Genomic DNA, 24,189 nt, shown 5'->3' on the forward strand with positions numbered 1-24,189 from the left:
GAACCTTGCTGGACAAAACCTTGATCACAGGGGATGCCACTGCCACCGCTGGTCCATATAGCCCAGCCGAGAGGGGATAAATCATGTACAATGCCTGGCCATATTAATTTTTGACAGGTTAATGGCAGCCATGCGCGTTAAAGCATCCAACAGCAAAGTCAAACCCGCTCCAGCCGTAGAAACCAGCGAGTCGATCAACGAACAGATTGCTGCGTTTCTCAAGTCCGGTGGCGAGATCCAGCAGATTGCCAAGGGCGTGAGCGGCCAGACCTTCACCCCGTCCAAGCACATCAGCCTGGGCAAGAAGTAAGTTTGCGGCCCGGCCGTGGCGCCGGGCAAAACTTCAGCGTCATGTAACTCCTCGCATCACCCTCATCCCCCCTGAATCGACGAATGGCAGCGTGACGCCGCCCATGAGCGGTATGCTTGCACCCTTCTAGATCGGGCCGTCCAGGCTTACTGGAGGTAGGTATGCTCAGACCCAGCTGGTTATTGATAGCCGGACTCGTGGTCCCCCCTTCCCTATGCGCCCAGGTCATTCAACGTGACATCGGCGATTTCAACCTCAAGCTCGGCACTACACCGTCGCGCAGCATGGCCGTGGGCCTGGTGCAGCCAAGCGCCGGCAGTTCCTTCCATGGCGGGCTGGACCTGACCCACGACAGCGGTCTGTATTTCGGCCAATGGTCGCCCAACATGGGCCTCACCTCCTCCAGCAATCTGGAGGTGGATTCCTATATGGGCTACAAGCATCCGTTTGATAATTCGCTGGGCTATGAAGTGGGCGTGATCCAGTACAGCTACCCCGAGCTGGATGCCCCTTCGACGCATGCGTTCTACGCCGGCCTGCGCGTGCTGGATCGGCGCTTCGGAGCCGCGTTCAACAATACCCCCGACGGCCAGAACAGCACGCTGTTCGCCGACCTGGGCGGCCTGCCCCTGTTGGATGTGGGCTTTACCATGAAGGTCAGCAACCATCAGCTCACCACCCCGTTCACCATTGGCGAGGGGCAGGAAGTGCGGGCATTCAACGACTGGTCGCTGCAGATGTCACGGCCGATCGGCAGCTTCGACCTGGATTTCATCTACAGTGGCTCGGACCTGAGTGGCGCCAATTGCGCTGCCTATTCAGGCCAGAATGGCCAGTGTGACAGCATGTTCATGCTCAAGGCCCAACACGCGTTTTTCTGAACCGCACGCACCGGCATGGCTCTATAACCACAACAACGCCATCGCACGGACCGCTGCCATGAATCCTTTGTTTCGTCGCTTGTCGCATTGTGTGCTGCTCATGGGCCTGTGCCTGGTGTTCAGTGGCTGCACACGAGTGGACCTGGCCTATCGCAATCTGGACGTGATCATTCCCTGGTCGATGAACGACTACCTGGACATGAATCGCGAACAGAAGAACTGGTTCGACGAACGCCTCAAGGAGCATCTGCGCTGGCACTGCACCACGCAACTGGCCGACAACCTCCAGTGGCTGGACAAGGTCCAGCGCATGGTCGCCGAGCAGCAAGTGACTGCGCCGGCGCTGCGCGAACGCACCGCCGAGGCCAAACAGGCGATCTCGGCCATTGCGGTGCAGGTTACGCCCTCGGCGGTCGAGTTGCTGCAGGGCCTGGACGACAATCAGGTGCGCGCCCTGCAGCAGGCGCTCAACGAGGATCTGGTCAAGCGCCGCAAGGAATACGTGGAGCCGCCACTGCAGGCGCAGATCGACGAACGCGCCAAGCGCATGAGCAAGCGTCTGACACCTTGGTTCGGCAAGCTCACCGATACACAGCAGCAGCGCGTGCAGGCCTGGTCGCAGAGCCTGGGCGAGCAGAATCGTGAATGGATCGACAACCGCGAGCATTGGCAGGCGCAGTTCATGGCCGCCTTGCAGCAGCGCCAGTCGGCGGAATTCCCGGCGCGGATCGCGCAATTGCTGCAACAGCGCGAAGCGGTGTGGACCCCGCAATACAAGCTGGCCTATGCCCGTACCGAGCAGGCAGCCATCGACCTGATGAGCGGCCTTGCGGCCGACAGTACGCCTGAACAACGCGAGCGTATCGAGCGCAGGCTGGGTGAACTACGCGAAGACTTTGCCAACCTCAAGTGCCTGAAGAACGCCTGATCCGCTGCTTCAGGCCCAGCCTTCCAGACGCAGCGTGGCACGTACCAGACGCTGCTCTTCCCCTTCGATTTCCCGCAGGTTGGCGCAGATGCTCTCGATATGCGCCACGGCTGCCTTGCGTGCCTGCTCGGGCTGGCGATTGATCACTGCGGTGTAAAGCCTGGCGTGTTGCTTGTCGATCTGTTGTTTCTGCGGCTGGCGGTGGTACAGGTTGTTCACGCAGGCAAACACCGAGTTGAGCAGCAGGTCGGTCAACGAGCGCAGCGTCTGTACCAGCACTGGATTGTGCGAGGCATCGCAGATGGCCAGGTGAAAAGCGTGGTCCAGGTGCGCATGCCGGGTGGCGTCCAGCGGCTGGTCATGGGCCGCCAGCAGCGCCTGGTAGCTGCGCTCGATCAACACAAAATCAGCCTGGGTACCGCGCAGTGCGGCCAGCCGTGCCGACTCGCCTTCGAGCAGCGAACGCACTTCGAACAGGTCATAGAGCGTACGCGGCTGGGAACTGAACAGGTGCATCAGGGGCGTGGCATCGTTGGCAGGCGACAGCGACGCGACGAACGAACCGCGGCCCTGCTCGGTGGCGATGATGCCACGGGCGCGCAACAGCTTCAGGCCCTCGCGCAGCGCGTTGCGCGACACACCGAGCTTTTCCACCAGACGCCGTTCCGACGGCAGTGGTTGTCCGGTCTTGAGAATGCCATCGACGATGAGCCGCTCGATGCGCTCGCACACTACATCGGCGACTTGAGGTTTGTTGTGCATGCCATGCCTGCTGGTAGGACCATCGGCCGAGACTGTCGTCAAACGTTCGACGACCCTCCAAAAATAAGCCAGTAGACGCTTCGATAGAAGCCCCCCGACCAAAAGAACTGGTCCTACCAGTGGTTCAGCCCGTAGACAGGCCTGGTGTTTGCGACCACTGTTGAGCGCATAAGAACGACAAGCCGGTGGCCTGCGCCCATGAACATTCTCTACGACGAACGCATCGACGGCGTCCTGCCCAAGGTCGACAAGGCCGCGCTGGTGCAGGCACTGCACTCCCGCATCCCCGACCTTACCGTACTGCATCGCACCGAAGACCTGCGCCCTTACGAGTGCGACGGGCTCAGTGCCTATCGCACCGTACCGCTGCTGGTGGTGTTGCCCGAGCGTATCGAGCAAATTGAGGCTCTGCTCAGGTTGTGCCACGCGCAAAAGGTGCCCGTCGTCGCACGTGGAGCAGGTACCGGACTGTCGGGGGGCGCCCTGCCGCTCGAACAGGGCGTGCTGCTGGTGATGGCGCGCTTCAAGCAGATTCTCGAGATCGACCCCGCTGGGCGCTGGGCGCGCGTGCAGCCTGGCGTGCGCAACCTGGCGATCTCGCAGGCGGCGGCGCCCTTCGGCCTGTACTACGCCCCCGACCCTTCGTCACAGATCGCGTGCTCGATTGGCGGCAACGTCGCGGAAAACGCTGGTGGCGTGCACTGCCTCAAGTACGGTTTGACCGTGCACAACCTGCTCAAGGTGCAGATGCTGACCATCGAGGGTGAACGCCTGACCCTGGGCAGCGATGCCCTCGACTCGCCCGGTTTCGATCTGCTGGCGCTGTTCACCGGGTCCGAAGGCATGCTGGGCATCATCACCGAGGTGACCGTCAAGCTGCTGCCCAAGCCGCAGGTGGCCAAGGTGCTGCTGGCCAGCTTCGATTCGGTGGAAAAGGCCGGCGCCGCCGTGGCCGACATCATTGCCGCAGGGATCATTCCCGGCGGCCTGGAAATGATGGACAACCTGGCCATTCGCGCCGCCGAAGACTTCATCCATGCCGGCTACCCGGTGGACGCCGAAGCGATCCTGCTGTGCGAGCTCGATGGCGTGGAAGCCGATGTGCACGACGATTGCCAGCGCGTCTATCAGGTGCTGACGGAGGCCGGCGCGACCGAGGTCCGCCAGGCCCGCGACGAGGCCGAACGCCTGCGTTTCTGGGCGGGGCGCAAGAATGCTTTCCCCGCCGTCGGCCGACTCTCGCCCGACTACTACTGCATGGACGGCACCATTCCGCGTCGCGCCCTGCCGGGCGTGCTCAAGGGCATCTCCGAGCTTTCCGAACAATACAGCCTGCGCGTGGCCAACGTGTTTCATGCCGGGGACGGCAACATGCACCCGCTGATTCTGTTCGATGCCAACCAGGCCGGTGAGCTCGAACGTGCCGAAGCGCTCGGCGGGCAGATCCTGGAGCTGTGCGTGGCGGTGGGCGGCAGCATCACCGGCGAACACGGTGTGGGGCGGGAGAAGATCAATCAGATGTGCGCCCAGTTCAACAGTGACGAGCTGACGCTGTTCCATGCGGTAAAAGCCGCGTTCGACCCCGATCGGCTGCTCAATCCCGGCAAGAACATTCCGACCCTGCAGCGCTGTGCCGAATTCGGCGGCATGCATATCCACCATGGGCAACTGCCATTCCCTGATCTGGAGCGCTTCTGATGACCGGCAGCGATTTGGACGCCAGCGGGCAACTGCTGGATCAGGTTCGGCAGGCGCTGGCCGACGACCGCCCCTTGTGCATCCAGGGCGGCAACAGCAAGGCCTTCCTGGGCTGCATCGGTGCCGGCGAGCACCTCGATACGCGCGCGCACTGCGGCATCGTCAGCTACGACCCTACGGAGCTGGTGATCACCGCACGGGCCGGCACGCCCTTGCAGGCCCTGCGCGCCGCCGTTGAGCAGGCCGGGCAGATGTTGCCTTTCGAGCCACCGGCCTATGGCGAGCAGGCCACCCTGGGCGGCACGGTTGCGGCCGGACTGTCGGGGCCACGTCGTCCCTGGGCCGGTTCCGCCCGCGACTATGTACTGGGCACGCGGGTCATCACCGGGTTGGGCAAGCACCTGCGCTTCGGCGGCGAGGTGATGAAGAACGTCGCCGGCTACGACCTGTCCCGGTTGCTGACCGGCAGTTTCGGCACGCTGGGCGTGCTGACCGAGGTGTCGCTCAAGGTACTGCCCAAGCCGCGTGCCTGTTTCAGCATCAAGCTGGCCTGCGACGCCGAGCGCGCCTTGCTCAAGCTCGCCGAATGGGGCCAGCAGCCGATGCCGATCAGTGCCGCATGCCACAGCGATGAGGTGCTCTATCTGCGCCTGGAGGGCGGCGAAGGCTCGGTGGCTGCGGCCCACGAGCGCATCGGCGGCGAGCCCATCGACTCGGCGTTCTGGGATGAGCTGAACGAGCATCGGCTGCCCTTCTTCGCGCAGCCCGAAGCGCTCTGGCGATTGTCGCTGCCCAACAACACCGCTGCCTTGCAGCTACCGGGCAAACAACTGATCGACTGGGGCGGTGCCCAGCGCTGGCTGAAATCCAACGCCAGCGCCGCGTCGATTCGCCAGGTGGTCGAGGCAGTCGGCGGGCATGCCACCTGCTACACCACAGGCGTCACCCCCGAGCCGTTTCAACCCTTGCCCGAGCTGCTGCTGCGCTACCACCGCCAGCTCAAGACGCAGTTGGACCCACAGGGCATCTTCAACCCCGGCCGCCTCTACGCGCAGCTGTGAACCAGGAGCCGTGAACCCATGCAGACCCAATTGAGTGATCAGGCCCGCCTGCTGCCGCGTACCGAGGAAGCCGAGCGCATTCTGCGCAGCTGCGTGCACTGCGGCTTCTGCAATGCCACCTGCCCTACCTATCAACTGCTGGGCGACGAACTGGACGGCCCGCGCGGGCGCATCTATTTGATCAAGCAGGTGCTCGAAGGCCACGAGGTGACGGCGCACACGCAGCAGCACCTCGATCGCTGCCTGAGCTGCCGCAACTGCGAGACCACCTGCCCTTCGGGGGTGGACTACCACAACTTGCTGGACATTGGCCGTGCTGTGGTGGATCAGGCGGTGCCGCGGCCGGTCGAGCAACGCTGGCTGCGCGGCGGTCTGCGTGCGCTGGCCCCGCACCCGACCGCTTTCAAGGCGCTGATCCAGCTCGGCCAGACCTTTCGTCCACTGCTGCCGCAACGCCTAAAGGACAAGCTGCCGCGTCAGGTGCATGCTGCCGTGCCGCGGCCTGCCACGCGGCACGCGCGTAGGGTGCTGATGCTCGAAGGCTGTGTGCAGCCCGGGCTGTCGCCCAACACCAATGCCGCCGCCGCGCGAGTGCTGGACCGCCTGGGCATCAGCGTCACGGCGGTTCGCCAGGCCGCTTGCTGCGGCGCGGTGGATTACCATCTGGACGACCAGGCCCGTGGCCTGCAGCGCGCCCGACACAACATCGACGCCTGGTGGCCTGCAATCGAAGCAGGCGCCGAAGCCATCGTGCAGACAGCCAGTGGCTGTGGTGCTTTCATCAAGGATTATGGCCACCTGCTGGAACAGGATCCGGCCTACGCAGCGAAGGCCCAGACGGTCAGCCGCCTGGCCAAGGACCTGGTCGAAGTGTTGCGCGACGAGCCGGTGGAGCAACTGGCCGTTCATACCGACCTGCGCCTGGCCTTTCACTGCCCGTGTACATTGCAACATGCGCAGAAGCTGGGTGGCGTGACCGAACACCTGCTGCGTCGGCTGGGCTTTCATTTGACCGACGTACCGGACGGCCACCTGTGCTGCGGGTCCGCGGGTACCTACTCGGTGACTCAGCCGGTGTTGTCGCGGCAGTTGCGCGACAATCGCCTCAATGCCCTGGAAAGCGGCGCACCCCAGGTGATCGCCACTGCCAACATCGGTTGCCAGAACCATCTGGACGGGGCCGCGCGCACCCCGGTACGGCACTGGATCGAACTGGTCGAACAGGCCATGGCCGACTGACCCCATATTTTTGAATGCACTGCACTTTGAACCTCTCGACAATAGAACTGGAGAAGCCCATGCAAAGCAAAGCGATTCTTGGCCACGAAGACGTCATCCGCATCCTCGCCGCAGCACGCGCCGAAGCGCAGAAGAACAACTGGGCAGTGGGCATTGCCGTGGTCGACGACGGTGGCCATCTGCTGGCGTTCGAACGCCTGGACGGCGCCGCTGCCAGCACGGCCTACATCGCGCCGGGCAAGGCGCGCACCTCGGCCCTGGGGCGCAAGGAATCGGTAGTGTTCGAAGAGATGGTCAACAACGGACGTACCGCGTTCCTGTCGGGTAACCTCATGACCTGCCTGGAAGGTGCCGTGCCACTGATCCACGAAGGCCAGGTCATCGGCGCGGTCGGCGTGTCCGGGGTCAAGCCCGGTGAGGATGCGCAGGTCGCCAAGGCCGGCGCCGCTGCCCTGGTCTGAATTCCCGCCCCCGTATTCGAGGAGACTGCAATGAAGCACCGCATGAGAGCCCAGCGTCTGCAGGTCGACGCCACCCTGTACGATTTCATCGAGAACGAAGTATTGCCTGGCAGCGGGCTGGAATCCGAAGCGTTCTGGACCGGCTTCGACGCCTTGGTCCATGAATTCGCGCCGCAGAACCGCCTGCTGCTGGCCGAGCGCGATCGCTTGCAGACCGAACTGGACAACTGGCACCGCGCCCACCCCGGACCGATCCAGGACCCGGCTGCCTACCGCAGCTTCCTGCAGTCCATCGGCTACCTGCTGACACAGCCCGACCGCGTCGAGATCAGCACCTGCGATGTCGATGACGAGATCGCCCGGGTGGCCGGCCCGCAACTGGTGGTGCCGTCGACCAATGCCCGCTACGCCCTGAACGCGGCCAATGCCCGCTGGGGCTCGCTGTACGACGCGCTGTATGGCACCGACGCCATCCCGGAAAGCGATGGCGCAAGCAAGGGCCAAGGCTACAACCAGGTTCGCGGCGACCGCGTGATTGCCTTCGCCCGCGCCCTGCTCGACCAGAGCACCCCGCTGGCCAACGGATCGCACCGCGACGCCAACGGCTACCGGATCGAGGGTGGCCAGTTGCAGGTGAGCCTGGTCGACGGCAGCGTCAGCGCGCTGGCCGAGCCGAGCCAGTTCGTCGGCTTCCAGGGCGATGCGCAGCAACCGGTTGCCGTGCTGCTCAAGCATCATGGCCTGCACATCGAAATCCAGATCGACCCGACCTCACCGATCGGACGTACCGACGCGGCAGGCGTGAAGGACCTGCTGCTCGAAGCGGCCCTTTCGACCATCATCGACTGCGAGGACTCGGTGGCGGCGGTGGATGCCAGCGACAAGGTGGCGATCTATCGCAACTGGCTGGGCCTGATGCGCGGCGATCTGACCGAGGAGCTGGAAAAAGGCGGCCAGCGCATCACCCGCCGGCTCAATCCGGACCGTCAGTACCACACGCCGGCAGGCGGCGGGTTGACCCTGCACGGCCGTTCGCTGTTGTTGATCCGCAACGTCGGGCACCTGATGACCAATCCGGCAATTCTCGACGATGAAGGCCGGGAGATCCCCGAGGGTATCCTGGACGGCGTGGTCACCAGCCTGATCGGACGCTACGACCTGGAGCGCAAGGGCAACTCGCGCACCGGCAGCCTTTATATCGTCAAGCCGAAGATGCACGGCCCGGCCGAGGTGGCCTTCGCGGACAAGCTGTTCGCTGCCATCGAAGACCTGCTCCAGCTTTCGCGCAATACCCTGAAGATCGGCATCATGGACGAGGAACGCCGCACCTCGGTGAACCTCAAGGCCTGCATTGGCGCAGCCTCGACCCGCGTGGCGTTCATCAACACCGGCTTCCTCGACCGCACCGGCGACGAGATCCACAGCGCCATGCAGGCTGGGCCGATGATGCGCAAGGGTGACATGAAGGGCAGTGCCTGGATTGCCGCGTACGAGCGCAACAACATGCTCACCGGACTGGCCTGCGGCTTGCGCGGCAAGGCTCAGATCGGCAAGGGCATGTGGGCGATGCCCGACCTGATGGCCGACATGCTGGTGCAGAAGATCGGCCACCCCAAGGCCGGCGCGAACACCGCCTGGGTGCCCTCGCCCACTGCGGCCACGTTGCACGCCCTGCACTATCATCAGGTGAACGTCAGTGAGGTGCAGCAGACCCTGGAGCAGATCGACGCAGCAGGCGAGCACGATGCCCTGCTGGACAACCTGCTGACCATCCCGGTGGTAGCCAATGCGCAATGGAGTGCGGACGAGATCCGTCAGGAACTGGACAACAATGCCCAAGGCTTGCTGGGCTATGTGGTGCGCTGGGTTGAACAGGGCATCGGTTGCTCCAAGGTGCCGGACATCCACGACGTCGGGCTGATGGAAGACCGCGCGACCCTGCGTATTTCCAGCCAGCACCTGGCCAACTGGCTGCTCCACGGCGTGGTCAGCCGCGAGCAGATCGTCGAAACCCTGGAGCGCATGGCCAAGGTGGTCGACCAGCAGAATGCCGGAGACGCGTCGTACCGCCCCATGGCGACCGACTTCCAGAGCTCGGTGGCCTTCACGGCGGCCAGTGCGCTGGTGTTCCAGGGCGGCGAACAGCCCAGTGGCTACACCGAGCCGTTGCTGCACCGGTTCCGCCTGGCATTCAAGAACGCCCAGGCGTGACATCGGCCGGGATAGGAAGGTTGTCGCCGACCTGTCCCGGCACTGCTGCGGCGGTTTCCCGCTTGCTGTAGTATCGCGTTCCGAATGAGAATCATCCGCGAACGCAATCATCATGAATCCTTCCTCTCCTCGTTTGCTGGTGGTCGATGACCACCGCAAGATCCGCGAGCCGCTGGCCATCTACCTGCGCCGCTTCGGTTTCGACGTGCGCACCACCGAAGACGCAGCTGGCATGTGGGCGCTGCTCAAGCAGGACGTGTTCGACGTACTGATCCTCGATGTGATGCTGCCCGACGGCGATGGGTTCGAGCTGTGTCGCACGCTGGCGCACCAGTCCACGGCGGCGGTCATCCTGTTGACCGCGCGCGATGCCTGCGCCGACCGCGTTCAGGGCCTGGATGCCGGAGCCGACGACTACGTGGTCAAACCCTTCGAGCCGCGTGAACTGGTGGCGCGCATCCACAGCGTGCTGCGCCGGCGTGGCACCTTGGGCACAACGGTGACGGCCGTGCCGCCAGCCCAGCCAGCGCCCTTGCGCTGCTACCAGTTCGCCGACCTGAGCTTTCGCAGCGGCTGTAACACGCTGACCCGCCGAGATCGAAGCCAGGTACGCTTGAGCACCGTGGAAGGCCGTTTGCTGGAAGTCTTCCTGGATCATCCCAATACCGTGCTGGGTCGCGAACGCTTGATCGAACTGACCTCGCGGCCCGGCAGCGATCTGTTCGATCGCGCCATCGACCGGCAGATCAGCCGCCTGCGTCGCAAGCTGGACGACAGCGCCCTGCAGCCCCTGTTGCTGCAAACGGTGTGGGGTGGCGGCTATCGCCTGGCGGCCAACGTCGCCCAGCAGCCCGGATGAAGCGCCTGCGCAAAGCATGGCCCCAGACCATGGCTCGCCAACTGGCGGTACTGCTGCTGCTGGCACTGCTGGCGTCCAACCTGATTGCCGTGCTGCTGCTGCAACGCACCGGCTCGCTGGTGCACCCGCTGTCGCGCACGCTGGTGGTCGAGCGGCTGGCCAGCGCCTACCACGCCGCCCGCGATCTGCCCCCTGACGCTGCGCAGCACTTGCTCGAGGCCATGACCACTGCCGATACACGTTTCTGGATCGCCCCCGACGCCGAGGTGCAGCCGTTCGTCATGCACAGTGAAGAACAGCGCCTGGCCAAGGCCGTTCGCCAGCGGCTGGAGTTGCAGCAAGGCACCGTGGTCGTCCTGCAACTGGAACGGCGCAATGGCGGCCCGGCCCGTGAGCACCTGTTCAAGCGCGCCGGTTGGGAGGCGCTGCGTCTGCGCAGCTCCATAAGCCTGCCCAACGGCGCACAGCTCAATGCCGAGCAGGCACCGGCCGGTGCCTATGAGTGGGGCCGACTGCTGGCCTACAGCGTGCCGGTCAGCACCATCCCGGTATTGTTGATCGTGGCTTTCTTCATGCGCCGGGTGGTCGCGCCCGTGAAGCGCCTGGCCCTGGCCACCGAGCGGGTCAGCCGTGGCGAATGGATCGCGCCGCTGCTGCTGTCCGGCCCGCGCGAAGCCCGGGAACTGACGCTGGCGTTCAATGTGATGCAGGCGCGGATCGCCCGGCATGTCGAAGGCCGCACGCGCATGCTGGCCGCCCTCAGCCACGACCTCAACACACCCATCACCGAGTTGCGCCTGCAGGTCGAGTTGCTGGAGGACCCGACCCTGCGCGGGGACATGCTCGATAGCCTCGACGAGTTGCGGGCAATGGTCAGCGAAACCCTGAATTTCGTGCGCGGCGATGCGGTGCAGGAAGCGACTACCGAGGTGTCGCTGAGTGATCTGCTGGAAGACCTGGCGCGGCGCTACCAGACCCTGGGCACGCCCGTCGAGTGGGCAGGCTCGCCCCCCGTGACGTGTCGCTGCCGACCACTGGCGCTCAAGCGCGCCCTGACCAACCTGATCGACAACGCCTTGCGCCATGGCGGCGATGCGCGATTGCGCCTGTACCGCGAAGATTCCGGTGGGCTGTGCATCGAGATCCGCGACCACGGCCCGGGGATCGACGCTGGCTGGTTGCAACAGGTGTTCGAGCCATTCGTGCAACTGGGCAAGGGCGGGGCCGACCCCAGCCAGGGAGGCGGGTTGGGCCTGGGCCTGGCGATTGCCCGCGCCTGCGTACAGGCCCACGGCGGCGAACTGCTGCTGGAAAACCGCGCACCGGGGCTGGCAGCCCTGGTGCGCCTGCCAGGCTGAACGTCGGCGGGTATCAGAAGCGCAGCGTGGTACCCATCCAGAAGGTACGGCCGTAATTGACCGTGCCGTAGGTGTCGTCGTCCAGGCGCTTGTCGGCGACGTTGTACACCGCGGCCTTGAGGGTGATGTCGCGGGTCAGCTCGTACGAGCCGCCAACGTCTGCGGTGGTATAGGCCGGTGCCGGTTCGCCGCTCAAGGTGGTGCCGTATTCCTGGCCATAGTAGTTGACCGAGGCCCAGGCCTGGGCGCGGTCAGACAGGGTCCAGTCGGCGCTGATATTGGCCTTGTGCTCGGGTGTCAGCGACAGCGGTGCGCCGGCATTGCTGCCGCTCTTCTGCTCCGAGTCGGTGTAGGTGTAGTTGCCCTTCAGCGCCACCGCGCGAGTGATGTCCCAGCGTCCGTTGACCTCGGCACCGGTGATCGTCGCTTCGTCGACGTTGATGCGGTCCTGGACGATGTAGCCGTTCCAGCGCCGCGCGGTGTTTTCCGTGGACAGTTTGTCCTTGAAGACGTTGTGGAACACCGTGGCCCCGGCCGACAGGTCGTTGCGATTGGACCACAGCGCCGACAGCTCGTAGTTGGTGCTGGTTTCCGGCTTGAGGTCCGGGTTGCCGAGGTTGACGTAGGTGTTGCGGCGAATGGTGGCGTAGCCGGGCACCACTGCGCGAATCTCCGGAGCCTTGAAGCCGCGCGCAACGCCGCCCTTGAAAGTCCAGTCCGGGGTGGCGCGCCATACTCCGTAGATCCGTGGGCTGACGTGGGTGCCGTATTGCTCGTGCTCGTCCACCCGGGCACCGGTGGTCAGGGCGAAATCGTCGGTCACCGACCATTCGTTCTCGGCGAACAGCGCTTTCTGGGTCACCGAAAATTCATAGTCGCGGCCGTCCATCAAGCCTTGGTTCCAGTCGGTGAGTTTGGCGCGGTTCCATTGCAACCCGGTGGTGGTGATGTTGTAGGCCGTGGGGATGACCAGCTTGGCATCGAGCACGGTGTTTTCCACCACCGGCTTGCGTCCGAGAATCTCCGGCTGGTTGGCTGCCGCCTTGCCTTCGCGGCTGGCTTTCTCGTAAGCCAGGGACACGTCCGAGGTGGCCCAGCCCCAGCGACCCTGATGCGAGATGGAATAATGATCGCGGTTGTTTTCCTGCTCGCGGGTGGCCCAGTTGACGCTGGTACCGTCGCCGTTCTTCAGGCGCGTGGCGCCGCCTTCCAGGAGGATGTCGTGATCCTCGGTGGGCGTGAAGGCCAGGCGTGCGGTGAGGTCCTTGTGGTCGGCCTTGGTGAAACCGTTGGTGAGTTCCACGTCGTCATCGGCCTGGCGGTCGAGGTAACGGCCCCAGACCTGCACCCCCAGGTATTTCTCCACCAATGGGCCGTTGAGGTAGAACTGGGTCTGCCGCGAATTGCCCTGGTCGCTGTGCTGACGCGCGGCGTAATCGTAGGAAACCGAGCCGCCCCACTGGGTGGAGACCTTGCGGGTGATGATGTTGATCACGCCACCGATGGCGTCCGAGCCGTACAGCGAAGACATCGGTCCGCGGACCACTTCGATGCGCTCAATGGCTTCGGCCGGTGGCACGAAACTCTGCTCGTAGCCACGGTTGCCGTTGACTCGGGTTTCGCGGCTGCTCTGGCGTTTGCCATCGACCAGAATCAGGGTGTAGTCCGGTGGCATGCCGCGGATGGAGATATCGGTTTCATTGGCGCTGCCGTTGACGACGACCCCCTCGATGTTGCGTACGGCGTCACCAAGGTCGTTGTAGGATTTTTTGCGCAGCTCATCGCCGGTGATGATGGTGACGGAGGCCGGGGCATCCTCCACGCTTTGCTCGAAGCCCGACGCCGTGACCACGACCTCGTCGAGGACGGTCGGTGCAGCCAGTTCGATCGGTTCGGCTTGCGCCAGCCCGGCAGTAGCCAGGGCGATCATTGCGGCCAAGGGCCGCAAGGAAAGTGGAGGATGCATGGAACTTCCCTACGATTCTGTTGTAAAAGCGAATCGTATGCATCCTCAGGCACGAAGGTTGGACAAGGTGTGACAGGGGCAGGATTTGCGGTGTCAGGGCTGGCCGAGCGGTCAGCCGAACAGCCAGTAACCCAGCGCCGTCAGCACGACCACTGCCAGCACCGGGCGCAACACTCGGTAGGCCTTGGGATTGGCGCGCTTGAACTGCTTGACCTTGCCACTGAAGCGATCGCTGAAGGTCTTGCTCCAGGCATAGGCCTGGTTGATGCCGCCCACGCGTTCGTCGTCCAGATTCTGCGGTGCGGTGGCACGCCCCAGAAAGGCACTGACGCGCTTGTTCAGGCTCGCCATGAAGCGGTTGCTCAGCGGGCGTTCGATGTCGCAGAACAAGATGACCCGGGTGTGCTCGGTCTCGTTCTTCACCCAATGCACGTAGGTTTCGTCGAACATCACGTCGTCGCCGTCGCGCCAGGCGTATTCCTCACCGTCCACGAAAATGCGGCAGGCATCGGAGTTTGGCGTCGACAGGCCCAGGTGGTAGCGCAGCGATCCGGCAAAGGGGTCGCGATGCGGGTTGAGGTGGCTGCCGCCCGGCAATAGCGCGAACATTGCGCCCTTGACGTTGGGGATGCTGTTGACCAGTTCGACGGTGCGCGGGCACAGCGCGTCGGCCGACGGCAGGGATTTGTCGTACCACTTGAGGTAGAAACGCTTCCAGCCTTTCTTGAAGAACGAGCCGAAACCGGCATCGTTGTTCTTTTCGGCAGCACGGATGTAGCCCTCGTCGAACAGGTGCATGGCCTCGTCGCGGATGACCTGCCAGTTGTCCTTGAGCACATCCAGCTCCGGGAATTTGCTGCGGTCCAGGTAGGGTTTGGACGGCACGCTGGAGAACAGGTACATCAAGGCGTTGTAGGGAGCGAACAGGGCCGAGTGGTTGACGAACTGGCGCAACACCGGCAGACGCGCCTTGCCCCGCAGGTGCACGTAGAGCGTGCTGCCGATGAACAGCAGCAACACGGCAGCCTTGGCGGCAAAGGAAAGGGTCATGGAGCGGATCCTCGAGTGGGCAGTGCGCCATGATAAACCCTGGTGGCCCGACTGGAAATGAAAGGCGTCGGGCAGCGGTCGGCACATGGACGGGCTTGCAGTGTGTCAGGCATACCGCGGCGCGGCTTTCGCGGCCGCGGGCCGCTCCTACGGGGGTGGCGTATACCCGTAGGAGCGGTCATCGGCCGCGAAAAGGCCATCGCGAAGTGTCAAATATACCGCGGCGCGGCTTTCGCGGCCGCGGGCCGCTCCTACGGGGGTGGCGTATACCCGTAGGAGCGGTCATCGGCCGTGAAAAGGCCAGCGCGGTGTGTCAGATATACCGCGGCGTGGCTTTCGCGGCCGCGGGCCGCTCCTACGGAGGTGGCGTATACCCGTAGGAGCGGTCATCGGCCGCGAATAGGCCAGCGCGGTGTGTCAGATATACCGCGGCGCGGCTTTCGCGGCCGCGGGCCGCTCCTACGGAGGTGGAGTATACCCGTAGGAGCGGTCATCGGCCGTGAAAAGGCCAGCGCGGTGTGTCAGGCATACCGCGGCGCGGCTTTCGCGGCCGCGGGCCGCTCCTACGGAGGTGGCGTATACCCGTAGGAGCGGTCATCGGCCGCGAAGGCGTCAGCCGTCACACAACAGCGATCAAGCCTGCAGTTCGGTTTCGGTGAACAGGTCGCTGAATAGCATGCTCGACAGGTAACGCTCGCCCGAATCGGGCAGGATCACCACGATGGTCTTGCCCTGCATTTCCGGCTTTTCCGCCAGCTTGGCCGCGGCCGCCATGGCCGCGCCACAGGAAATACCGCAGAGGATGCCCTCCTCCTGCATCAGGCGCCGCGCCATGGCCTTGGCTTCGTCGTCGCTGACCAGCTCGACCCGATCCACCAGCGACAGGTCGAGGTTCTTCGGGATGAAGCCGGCGCCGATGCCCTGAATCTTGTGGGGTGCCGGGCTGATTTCCTGGCCGGCCATGGCCTGGGTGATGATGGGCGAACCCAGCGGTTCGACCGCGACGCTGAGAATCGACTTGCCCTGGACGTGCTTGATGTAGCGCGAGATGCCGGTAATCGTGCCGCCTGTGCCCACACCTGCCACCAGCACATCAACGGCGCCGTCGGTGTCGTTCCAGATCTCCGGCCCGGTGGTCTTTTCATGAATGGCCGGATTGGCCGGGTTGTCGAACTGCTGGGGCATGAAATACAACTCGGGATCACTGGCGACGATCTCCCCTGCCTTTTCGATGGCGCCCTTCATGCCCCTGGCCGGCTCGGTCAGCACCAGTTCGGCACCCAGCGCCTTGAGCACCTTGCGGCGCTCCAGGCTCATGGACGCGGGCATGGTCAGCATGAGCTTGTAGCCGCGCGCAGCGGCCACGAATGCCAGGCCGATGCCGGTATTGCCCGACGTCGGCTCGACGATGGTCATGCCCGGCTTGAGCTTGCCCGAGCTTTCAGCGTCCCAGATCATGCTCGCGCCAATGCGGCACTTGACCGAGTAGCCGGGGTTGCGCCCCTCGATCTTGGCCAGCAGGGTCACCCCGCGCGGGCCGATGCGGTTGATCTGCACCAACGGCGTGTTGCCAATGGAATGGGCGTTGTCGGCGTAAATGCGGCTCATGGCGTAAGGGTCCTTGTGCTGCAGCAGGAAAAATCCAAGGTTAAGCCCGCGATGGGGGCGAGTCCAGCGAACGGATGAGACTGTGGACAGTCAATCGCTAACTATCGTTCTGGAGAGTCTGCCATGAAACGTCGTTACAGCTGGCCGCTATGGACCGTGACCGGCCTGGTCGTATTGGTGCTGGGGCTGCACATCGCCCTGCCCTATCTGGTGCGCGACTACCTGAACGACAAGCTGGCCGACATGGGCGACTACAAAGGCCGTGTCAGCGATGTGGACCTGGCCTGGTGGCGCGGCGCCTATCAGATCAACGGCCTGCAGATCGTCAAGACCTCCGGCAAAGTGCCCGTGCCGCTGCTCGACGCACCGGTGATCGACATCGCGGTGAGCTGGCACGCCCTGTGGAACAAGCATGCTGTGGTCGCACACGTGGAATTCCTGCGCCCCGCGCTCAACTTCGTCGACGGTGGTACCAACAAGCAGGCCACCCAGACCGGTGCCGGCACCGACTGGCGCGACCAGATGAACAAGCTGCTGCCGATCACCTTGAACGAAGTGCGGGTCAACGATGGCAAGATCAGCTTCCGCAATTTTTCGTCCAAACCCCAGGTCAACCTCAGCGCCACCCAGGTCAACGCCAGCCTGTACAACCTGACCAATGTCGAGGACCTCGAAGGCAAGCGCGATGCGCGTTTCGAAGGCCACGCAAAGCTGTTCGGCCAGGCCCCCATTGAAAGCACCGCCACGTTCGATCCGTTCAGCAACTTCGAAGACTTCGAATTCCGCTTGCGCGCCACCGGCATCGAGTTGCGTCGGCTCAACGATTTCTCGGGGGCCTATGGCAAGTTCGATTTCAACGCCGGCAGTGGCGACATCGTGATCGAGGCCGACGCCGACAACGCCCGCCTCAGTGGTTACATCAAGCCGCTGTTGCACAATGTCGACGTGTTCAACTGGCAACAGGACGTCGAGAACAAGGACAAGGGCATCTTGCGTTCCATCTGGGAGGCCGTGGTGGGCGGGACCGAGACGGTATTGAAAAACCAGTCGCAGAACCAGTTCGCGACCCGGGTCGAACTCAGCGGCAATGTGCATCGTCAGGACATCAGCCCATTGCAGGCGTTCTGGCAGATCTTGCGCAACGGATTCGTGCAGGCTTTCAATGCACGCTATGAACAGGCGCCGCCGAAGCAGGAATGAGGTGATTGACAGGCCTGGCCCCTTCGCGGGCAGAGGGCCAGCCGCTCTCCTTGGGTTTTCTCGTAGGAGCGGTCTTTGGCCGCGAACCAGGCGCTGCAGTGTATCTGGCGCACCGCGTGGCACCGTTCGCGGCCACTGACCGCTCCTACGGGGGTTGCGCCAAGCCTTCTGGCACACCACAAGCAGCTCGTTGCGCTATATAGTCGGCCACCACTTTTGATCACCGAGGACAGCCCCATGAAGTTCGAAGGCACTCCCGCCTATGTCGCCACCGACGACCTCAAGCTGGCGGTCAATGCCGCGATCACCCTGCAACGACCCCTGCTGGTCAAGGGCGAGCCGGGCACTGGCAAAACCATGCTGGCCGAACAACTGGCCGAGTCCTTCGGCGCGCGCCTGATCACCTGGCACATCAAGTCCACCACCAAGGCCCACCAGGGGCTGTACGAGTACGATGCGGTCAGCCGCCTGCGCGACTCGCAACTGGGCGTGGACAAGGTCCACGATGTGCGCAACTACCTGAAGAAAGGCAAGCTGTGGGAGGCGTTCGAGGCGGACGAGCGGGTCATCCTGCTGATCGATGAAATCGACAAGGCCGACATCGAGTTCCCCAACGACCTGCTGCAGGAACTCGACAAGATGGAGTTCTATGTCTACGAGACCAACGAAACCATCAAGGCCCGTCACCGCCCGATCATCATCATTACCTCCAACAACGAAAAGGAGCTGCCCGACGCATTCCTGCGTCGCTGCTTCTTCCACTACATCGCCTTTCCCGACCGCACGACCCTGCAACGCATCGTCGACGTGCACTACCCCGACATCAAGAAAACCCTGGTGGCCGAAGCCCTGGACGTGTTCTTCGACGTGCGCAAGGTGCCCGGCCTGAAAAAGAAGCCCTCCACCTCCGAGCTGGTCGACTGGCTCAAACTGCTGATGGCCGACAACATCGGCGAAGCCGTGCTGCGCGAACGTGATCCGACCAAGGCCATCCCACCGCTGGCCGGTGCACTGGTCAAGAACGAACAGGACGTGCAATTGCTCGAACGCCTGGCGTTCATGAGCCGGCGCGGCAACCGCTGATCCCCCTTTTTCGACTGCGAGGGCGTCCGCCATGCTGCTCAACCTGTTCAATGAAATGCGCGCGGCCAAAGTGCCGGTGTCGGTGCGTGAACTGCTCGACCTGATCAATGCCCTGGAACAGCGCGTGACGTTCGCCGACATGGACGAATTCTACTTTCTGGCGCGGGCGATACTGGTCAAGGACGAACGTCACTTCGACAAATTCGACCGGGCGTTTTCAGCCTATTTCAATGGCCTGCAGCACCTCGATCAACACCTCGAAGCGTTGATCCCGGAGCAATGGCTGCGCAAGGAGTTCGAGCGCTCGTTGAGCGCCGAGGAACGTGCGCAGATCCAGTCCCTGGGCGGGCTGGACAAGCTGATCGAAGCCTTCAAGCAGCGCCTGGAGGAACAGAAAGGCCGGCATGCCGGCGGCAGCAAGTGGATCGGCACCGGCGGCACCAGTCCGTTCGGCTCGGGTGGCTATCACCCCGAAGGCATTCGCGTGGGCGATGCCGGCGAGCGCCAGGGCAAGGCGGTGAAGGTCTGGGATCAGCGCGAGTACCGAAACCTGGACGACGGCGTGGAACTGGGTACGCGCAACATCAAGGTGGCACTGCGTCGATTGCGCCAGTTTGCCCGGCAAGGGGCGGCCGAAGAGCTGGACATCGACGGCACCATCGACCACACCGCACGCGATGGCGGGCTGCTCAACATCCAGTTGCGTCCCGAGCGGCGCAACAACGTGAAGCTGTTGCTGCTGTTCGATATCGGCGGTTCGATGGACGCCCACGTCAAGGTCTGCGAGGAGCTGTTCTCGGCCTGCCGTACCGAGTTCAAGCACCTCGAGTATTTCTACTTCCACAACTGTGTCTACGAGACGGTCTGGAAGGACAACCAGCGTCGCAACGCCGAGGGCATCAGCACCCACGACCTGCTGCACAAGTACGGCCCCGACTACAAAGTGGTGTTCATCGGCGACGCCGCCATGGCTCCCTACGAGATCACCCATCCGGGCGGTAGTGTCGAGCATTGGAACGAAGAAGCGGGGTTGGTCTGGTTGCAGCGTTTCATGCAGACCTACCGCAAATTGATCTGGATCAATCCCTACCCCGAGAACACCTGGGGGTACACGGCGTCGACGCACATCATTCGCGATCTGGTGGAACAGCGAATGTACCCGCTGACCCTGAGTGGCCTGGAAGACGGGATGCGCTACCTGGCCAAGTGAAAGGTATTGCGTGAGGTTGTTCGCGGCCGCTGACCGCTCCTACGGTGAAGCTAGGAGCACGCTCTAGCGTTCGCGGCGTACCAGGGGCTCGGCCACGGGTTTGGCACGGCGGCGGCCGAACCACAGGGTCCAGCCGATGAACAGGATGATGCATTCCACCACCCAGGCCAGCACCAGGGCACAGGCGATGCCCCAGGCAATTGCCTCAGGCGCCAGCAGCACCTGATAACTGTAGCCATTCAAGGTTTCCTGGCGCAATTGCGGATCGGCCTGGGCCACCACATGCCAGGCTTTCGCATACCAGGGCCCTTGCAGCGCTTGCCACTCGCGTTCCAGCAACTGGTTGCGGGCCAGCAGCGCGCCGATGCTGGCGGCGTCGCTGCGGAACACCGGGTCTTCACTGGCACGGTAGTGCGCCACCAGCGCCTGCAGGTCGCCATTGAAGAAGCGCTGCGCGGTCTCGCTGAAACCACGCAGGCTCTGCTGCGCTTCGAGCCGATGGGCCTCGACCCGCTGGCTGTAGTCGTTGATCACGCCGGGCACTTGCACACCCACCAGCAAGCCGACGGCAAACAGCACAAGTCGCAGGTAGCTTCGCAGCATGAACGTCCTCTCAGTCAAAGGTGGCAGCGCCACGGTGGGGTATCAGGCAGGCTGCGCCTGTCCGGTGGCAACGCATTCACCCTGGCGCCACAGACCCCAGTTGCCGGGCGCGTAGCGGTTCCAGGTTTCGTTCTCGGTCAGCGGCTCGGTGGCGATCACCGTGACCACATCGTCGGGCGTGGTCTCGGCCTGGAAATCCACGATCACGTCCACGTCTTTGAGCCGGGCCGGACCGAAAGGTGCCCGCCGGGTAATGTGCACCAGCTTGGTCGAGCAGAAGCAGAACAGCCAGTCGCCGTCACTGAGCAGGCAATTGAACACACCCTGGCCACGGTACTGCTCGCAGGCCTGCACGAGGATGGGCAACAGGCGCTCGAACTCGACCGGCTCGGGAAAGCATTCGCGGACGCGGTTGAGCAGGTCGCAGAACGCCGCTTCGCTGTCGGTATCACCCACGGGGCGGTAGAAATCGGCGCGCGGGCTGAACTCGGCCAATTGGCCATTGTGGGCGAAGCACCAGTTGCGTCCCCACAGCTCACGCACGAAGGGATGGGTATTGGCCAGGCAGACCTTGCCGACGTTGGCCTGGCGAATGTGGCCGATGACCACTTCGCTCTTGATCGGATAGCGCTGCACCAGCTGCGCCACTTCCGACTCGCTGCTCGCGGTCGGGTCCTGGAACAGGCGCAGGCCACGGCCTTCATAGAAAGCGATGCCCCAGCCGTCGCGGTGCGGACCGGTGCGGCCGCCGCGCTGCATCAGGCCGGTGAAGCTGAAAACGATATCGGTCGGTACGTTGGCACTCATGCCCAGAAGTTCACACATGCACGGTACTCGAGACGATGGAACGTGGATTCAGATGCGCGGTTCGACCCGCAGGTTGTCCCGTGGCGGCGTGGGCACCGGACGTTCTTCGCGCGGCTCGATGGGCCGCGCAGCCGCGGCGGCATCGCCATCGTGCCGTGCGGCGTCTGCTTCAGCCTGCGCCAGGCGCCGGGCCTGGGCCTTGCGCAGGAACGGCAGGCGCACCAGAGCGAAAATCACGTAAACGCCCAAGGCAATCACTGCGGCCATGGTCAGGTCGGAAATCGCGCCCCAGGCACTGCCGCCCATCTTGAACAACAGCTCCAGGGCGCTGATGGCCACGGCCGGGGCCAGCAGGTCGCGGGCCGGATCGACCACGGTAGGCGTCAGCAGCAGCACCACGCCGAGCAGGCGCAAGGGCTCGCGCAGGTAGCGCCACATCCAGCGGGTGATACGAAACCACACCAGAATGCAGCCCAGGGCGGCGAAGGCGTAGATACCCCAGGCGAGGAAATAGTCGTTCTCGGTCATGGTGTCCGTGGCATGGCAGGCAAATAGGCGCTTATGATAACGGCTTTTCGCCTGCCCGGCGCTGCTGTTGTCGTGCCCCCCGAGGCATGCACCGCCAGCACCCGCGCCAAGAGAGCCGCTCATGTCCCAGCCTATCGTCGCCCCCATCGCCCATGTCGCCCCCGGTGACGACCCCTACGCCTGGCTGCAGGTGCGCGACCGCGCCGACGTGCTCGACTACCTCAAGGCCGAGAACGCCTGGCAGGATGCACAACTGGCCGACCAGGCCGAGCTGCGCGAGCAATTGTTCGAGGAAATAAAGGGGCGCATCCGCGAAACCGACCTGTCCCTGGCCTCGCCGTGGGGGCCGTGGTTGTACTACACCCGCACCACGGCCGGCGACGAGTACCCGCGGCACTATCGCTGCGCACGCCCGGACGACGGCTCGACCCAGGTCGACGAGCACTCCGAGCAGTTGCTGCTGGACCCTAACGTGCTGGCCAACGGTGGCTTCCTGTCGATGGGCGCGTTCAACATCAGCCCTGACCACCAGCGCCTGGCCTACAGCCTGGACACCAGTGGCGACGAGATCTACCGCCTGTTCGTCAAGGAGCTGGGCAACGATGCGGTGGTCGAGCTGCCTTTCGAGGATTGCGACGGCAGCATGACCTGGGCCAATGACAGCCAGACCCTGTTCTTCGGTGAACTGGACGAAACCCACCGCCCTCACCGGCTGCACCGCCACACCTTGGGCAGCGACGGCGCCGAGCAGGTATTCGAGGAGAACGACGGGCGCTTCTTCCTGCACTGCTACCGTTCCAGTTCGGAGCGCCAGCTGATCCTGCTGCTCAACAGCAAGACCACCAGCGAAGCCTGGGTGCTGGATGCCGACCAGCCTGCAGGGGATTTCACCTGCTTGGCGCCAAGGGTCGAGGACCATGAGTACTATCCGGATCACGGCCAACTCGACGGTGCCTGGGCCTGGTTCATCCGCAGCAACCAGTCGGGCATCAACTTCGCCTTGTACCAGGCCGCCGACACGGGCGCGGCGCCGACTCGCGAGCAGTGGCGAACGCTGATCCCACACCGTGACGATGTGATGCTCGAAGGGGTGACCCTCAATGCCGCTGCCTTCACCTTGAGCCTGCGCGCGCGCGGCCTGCCGATCATCGAAGTCCATGCCCAGGGCCTGGCGCCCTACCCGGTGCAACTGCCGGATGCCGCGTACAGCCTGTATGTCTCCGACAGCCTGGAGTTTGCCAGCGAGCAGATTCGCTTGCGCTACGAGGCCTTGAACCGGCCTGGCCAGGTTCGCCAACTGAACCTGCGCGACGGCGCCCAGGTGGTGCTCAAGCAGACCCCGGTGCTGGGTCGGTTCGACGCCGACGACTATGTCAGCCAGCGCCTCTGGGCCACCGCCGCAGACGGCACTCAGGTGCCGATCAGCTTGGTGATGAAGAAAGCATTCGTTGGGCAGGCCACACCGCTGTACCTGTACGGCTACGGCGCCTACGGCGAGAGCCTGGATCCGTGGTTTTCCCATGCGCGGTTGAGTTTGCTGGACCGCGGCATTGCCTTTGCCATCGCCCATGTGCGCGGCGGCGGCGAGTTGGGCGAGGCGTGGTATCGGGCTGGCAAGCAGGAACACAAAGGCAATACCTTCAGCGATTTCATCGCCTGTGCCGAACACTTGATCGAGCAGGGGCTGACGCGCGCCGAGCAGCTGGTCATCAGTGGCGGCAGCGCAGGCGGTTTGTTGATCGGCGCAGTGTTGAACCAGCGTCCGGAGCTGTTCCAGGCGGCGGTTGCGGAGGTGCCGTTCGTCGACGTGCTCAACACCATGCTGGACCCCGACCTGCCGCTGACCGTGACCGAATATGACGAGTGGGGCAACCCTCAGGACCCCGAGGTGCATGCGCGCATCAAGGCTTACGCGCCGTACGAGAACGTCACCGCGCAGGCGTATCCGCACCTGCTGGTGGTCGCCGGCTACAACGACAGCCGTGTGCAGTATTGGGAAGCCGCCAAGTGGGTAGCGCGCTTGCGCGCGTGCAAGACCGACGACAACCTGCTGCTGCTGAAGACCGAACTGGGTGCCGGTCACGGCGGCATGAGCGGCCGTTACCAGGGCCTGCGCGATGTGGCCCTGGAATATGCGTTCGTGCTCAAGGCCCTGGGCACACCCAAACAATCTTGATGTGGCGTGCCTGAAGGAACGCGGTGAGCCCGGACGCGGCTTGCGCCGCTGCTACAAGGGTTCGCGGCGCATCGGATGCGGTGGGCCTGAAGGGACGCGGTGAACGCGGACGCGGCTTGCGCCGCTGCTACAAGGGGCGTGGCGCATCGGATGCGGTGGGCCTGAAGGAACGCGGTGAGCCCGGACGCGG

General features: G+C 64.0%; 21 protein-coding genes. 14 read left to right on the forward strand and 7 right to left on the reverse strand.

The genetic code is table 11. From position 1 onward, the window contains the following. Positions 1–121 precede the first annotated feature (121 nt). The 3 genes from IFT44_RS08545 (at position 122) to IFT44_RS08555 (ending at position 2,119) form a co-directional block, all read left to right on the forward strand. Complete coding sequence (locus tag IFT44_RS08545; protein ID WP_177327984.1) at positions 122–310, forward strand: hypothetical protein; 189 nt, start codon at positions 122–124, stop codon at positions 308–310. Positions 311–471: 161 nt separating this feature from the next. Next, complete coding sequence (locus IFT44_RS08550; RefSeq protein WP_122474965.1) at positions 472–1,191, forward strand: TorF family putative porin; 720 nt, start codon at positions 472–474, stop codon at positions 1,189–1,191. 67 nt (positions 1,192–1,258) lie between these two features. Continuing rightward, complete coding sequence (locus IFT44_RS08555) at positions 1,259–2,119, forward strand: DUF6279 family lipoprotein (RefSeq protein WP_192102733.1); 861 nt, start codon at positions 1,259–1,261, stop codon at positions 2,117–2,119. A 9-nt stretch (positions 2,120–2,128) separates the two neighbouring features. On the opposite strand, the gene glcC is transcribed toward IFT44_RS08555, so the two are convergent. After that, complete coding sequence (gene glcC / locus IFT44_RS08560; RefSeq protein ID WP_122474967.1) at positions 2,129–2,881, reverse strand: transcriptional regulator GlcC; 753 nt, start codon at positions 2,879–2,881, stop codon at positions 2,129–2,131. 198 nt (positions 2,882–3,079) lie between these two features. Here glcC and glcD point away from each other — a divergent pair, with 198 nt between their 5' ends. From glcD to IFT44_RS08595, 7 genes are all read left to right on the forward strand, one after another. Then, positions 3,080–4,579 (forward strand): glycolate oxidase subunit GlcD, encoded by a 1,500-nt coding sequence (gene glcD / locus IFT44_RS08565; RefSeq protein ID WP_192102571.1) that lies wholly within the window; start codon positions 3,080–3,082, stop codon positions 4,577–4,579. Then, positions 4,579–5,640, forward strand: coding sequence for a glycolate oxidase subunit GlcE (gene glcE, locus IFT44_RS08570; RefSeq protein ID WP_192102572.1), 1,062 nt, complete (start codon positions 4,579–4,581; stop codon positions 5,638–5,640). The genes glcD and glcE overlap by 1 nt, the downstream gene beginning before the upstream one ends. An 18-nt stretch (positions 5,641–5,658) precedes the next feature. Next, a complete protein-coding gene (gene glcF / locus IFT44_RS08575) occupies positions 5,659–6,879 on the forward strand; it encodes a glycolate oxidase subunit GlcF (protein ID WP_192175761.1) in 1,221 nt (406 codons plus the stop codon). 59 nt (positions 6,880–6,938) lie between these two features. Beyond that, a complete protein-coding gene (locus tag IFT44_RS08580) occupies positions 6,939–7,340 on the forward strand; it encodes a heme-binding protein (protein ID WP_122474974.1) in 402 nt (133 codons plus the stop codon). Positions 7,341–7,370: 30 nt separating this feature from the next. Then, a complete protein-coding gene (locus IFT44_RS08585; protein ID WP_192102574.1) occupies positions 7,371–9,551 on the forward strand; it encodes a malate synthase G in 2,181 nt (726 codons plus the stop codon). Positions 9,552–9,663: 112 nt separating this feature from the next. Next, positions 9,664–10,410: a response regulator transcription factor gene (locus tag IFT44_RS08590; protein ID WP_192175762.1), complete on the forward strand. Its 747-nt coding sequence runs from the start codon at positions 9,664–9,666 to the stop codon at positions 10,408–10,410. Positions 10,411–10,439: 29 nt separating this feature from the next. Continuing rightward, a complete protein-coding gene (locus IFT44_RS08595; protein ID WP_192138258.1) occupies positions 10,440–11,768 on the forward strand; it encodes an ATP-binding protein in 1,329 nt (442 codons plus the stop codon). 13 nt (positions 11,769–11,781) lie between these two features. Here IFT44_RS08595 and IFT44_RS08600 read toward each other — a convergent pair whose 3' ends face one another. The 3 genes from IFT44_RS08600 to cysK form a co-directional block, all read right to left on the reverse strand. Beyond that, a complete protein-coding gene (locus tag IFT44_RS08600; RefSeq protein ID WP_192175763.1) occupies positions 11,782–13,734 on the reverse strand; it encodes a TonB-dependent receptor domain-containing protein in 1,953 nt (650 codons plus the stop codon). A gap of 111 nt (positions 13,735–13,845) precedes the next feature. Continuing rightward, complete coding sequence (locus IFT44_RS08605; protein WP_122474982.1) at positions 13,846–14,784, reverse strand: aspartyl/asparaginyl beta-hydroxylase domain-containing protein; 939 nt, start codon at positions 14,782–14,784, stop codon at positions 13,846–13,848. 633 nt (positions 14,785–15,417) lie between these two features. Then, complete coding sequence (gene cysK, locus IFT44_RS08610; protein WP_122474984.1) at positions 15,418–16,392, reverse strand: cysteine synthase A; 975 nt, start codon at positions 16,390–16,392, stop codon at positions 15,418–15,420. A 123-nt stretch (positions 16,393–16,515) separates the two neighbouring features. On the opposite strand from cysK, the gene IFT44_RS08615 reads away from it, so the two are divergent. The 3 genes from IFT44_RS08615 (at position 16,516) to IFT44_RS08625 (ending at position 19,885) form a co-directional block, all read left to right on the forward strand. Continuing rightward, a complete protein-coding gene (locus IFT44_RS08615; RefSeq protein WP_192175764.1) occupies positions 16,516–17,592 on the forward strand; it encodes a DUF748 domain-containing protein in 1,077 nt (358 codons plus the stop codon). Positions 17,593–17,829: 237 nt separating this feature from the next. Beyond that, on the forward strand, positions 17,830–18,675 hold the full coding sequence (locus IFT44_RS08620; protein ID WP_056844259.1) for an AAA family ATPase: 846 nt from the start codon (positions 17,830–17,832) through the stop codon (positions 18,673–18,675). A 31-nt stretch (positions 18,676–18,706) separates the two neighbouring features. Continuing rightward, positions 18,707–19,885, forward strand: coding sequence for a vWA domain-containing protein (locus IFT44_RS08625; RefSeq protein WP_192175765.1), 1,179 nt, complete (start codon positions 18,707–18,709; stop codon positions 19,883–19,885). Positions 19,886–19,948: 63 nt separating this feature from the next. Here IFT44_RS08625 and IFT44_RS08630 read toward each other — a convergent pair whose 3' ends face one another. The 3 genes from IFT44_RS08630 to IFT44_RS08640 are packed head-to-tail and all read right to left on the reverse strand — an operon-like array spanning position 19,949 to position 21,946. After that, positions 19,949–20,488, reverse strand: coding sequence for a DUF2937 family protein (locus IFT44_RS08630; protein ID WP_185795090.1), 540 nt, complete (start codon positions 20,486–20,488; stop codon positions 19,949–19,951). A gap of 42 nt (positions 20,489–20,530) precedes the next feature. Continuing rightward, positions 20,531–21,313, reverse strand: coding sequence for a class II glutamine amidotransferase (locus IFT44_RS08635; protein WP_192058706.1), 783 nt, complete (start codon positions 21,311–21,313; stop codon positions 20,531–20,533). A 30-nt stretch (positions 21,314–21,343) separates the two neighbouring features. Continuing rightward, complete coding sequence (locus IFT44_RS08640) at positions 21,344–21,946, reverse strand: MFS transporter (RefSeq protein ID WP_446730944.1); 603 nt, start codon at positions 21,944–21,946, stop codon at positions 21,344–21,346. Between IFT44_RS08640 and IFT44_RS08645 the strand changes: the two genes are divergently transcribed. Beyond that, entirely contained in the window at positions 21,945–23,999 is a 2,055-nt protein-coding gene (locus tag IFT44_RS08645; protein WP_192175766.1) for a S9 family peptidase, read from the forward strand. The two genes, IFT44_RS08640 and IFT44_RS08645, sit on opposite strands and share 2 nt — an antisense overlap. Positions 24,000–24,189 lie beyond the last annotated feature (190 nt).

The organism is Pseudomonas sp. CFBP 13710 (assembly GCF_014842235.1).
GTDB lineage: Bacteria > Pseudomonadota > Gammaproteobacteria > Pseudomonadales > Pseudomonadaceae > Aquipseudomonas > Aquipseudomonas baltica.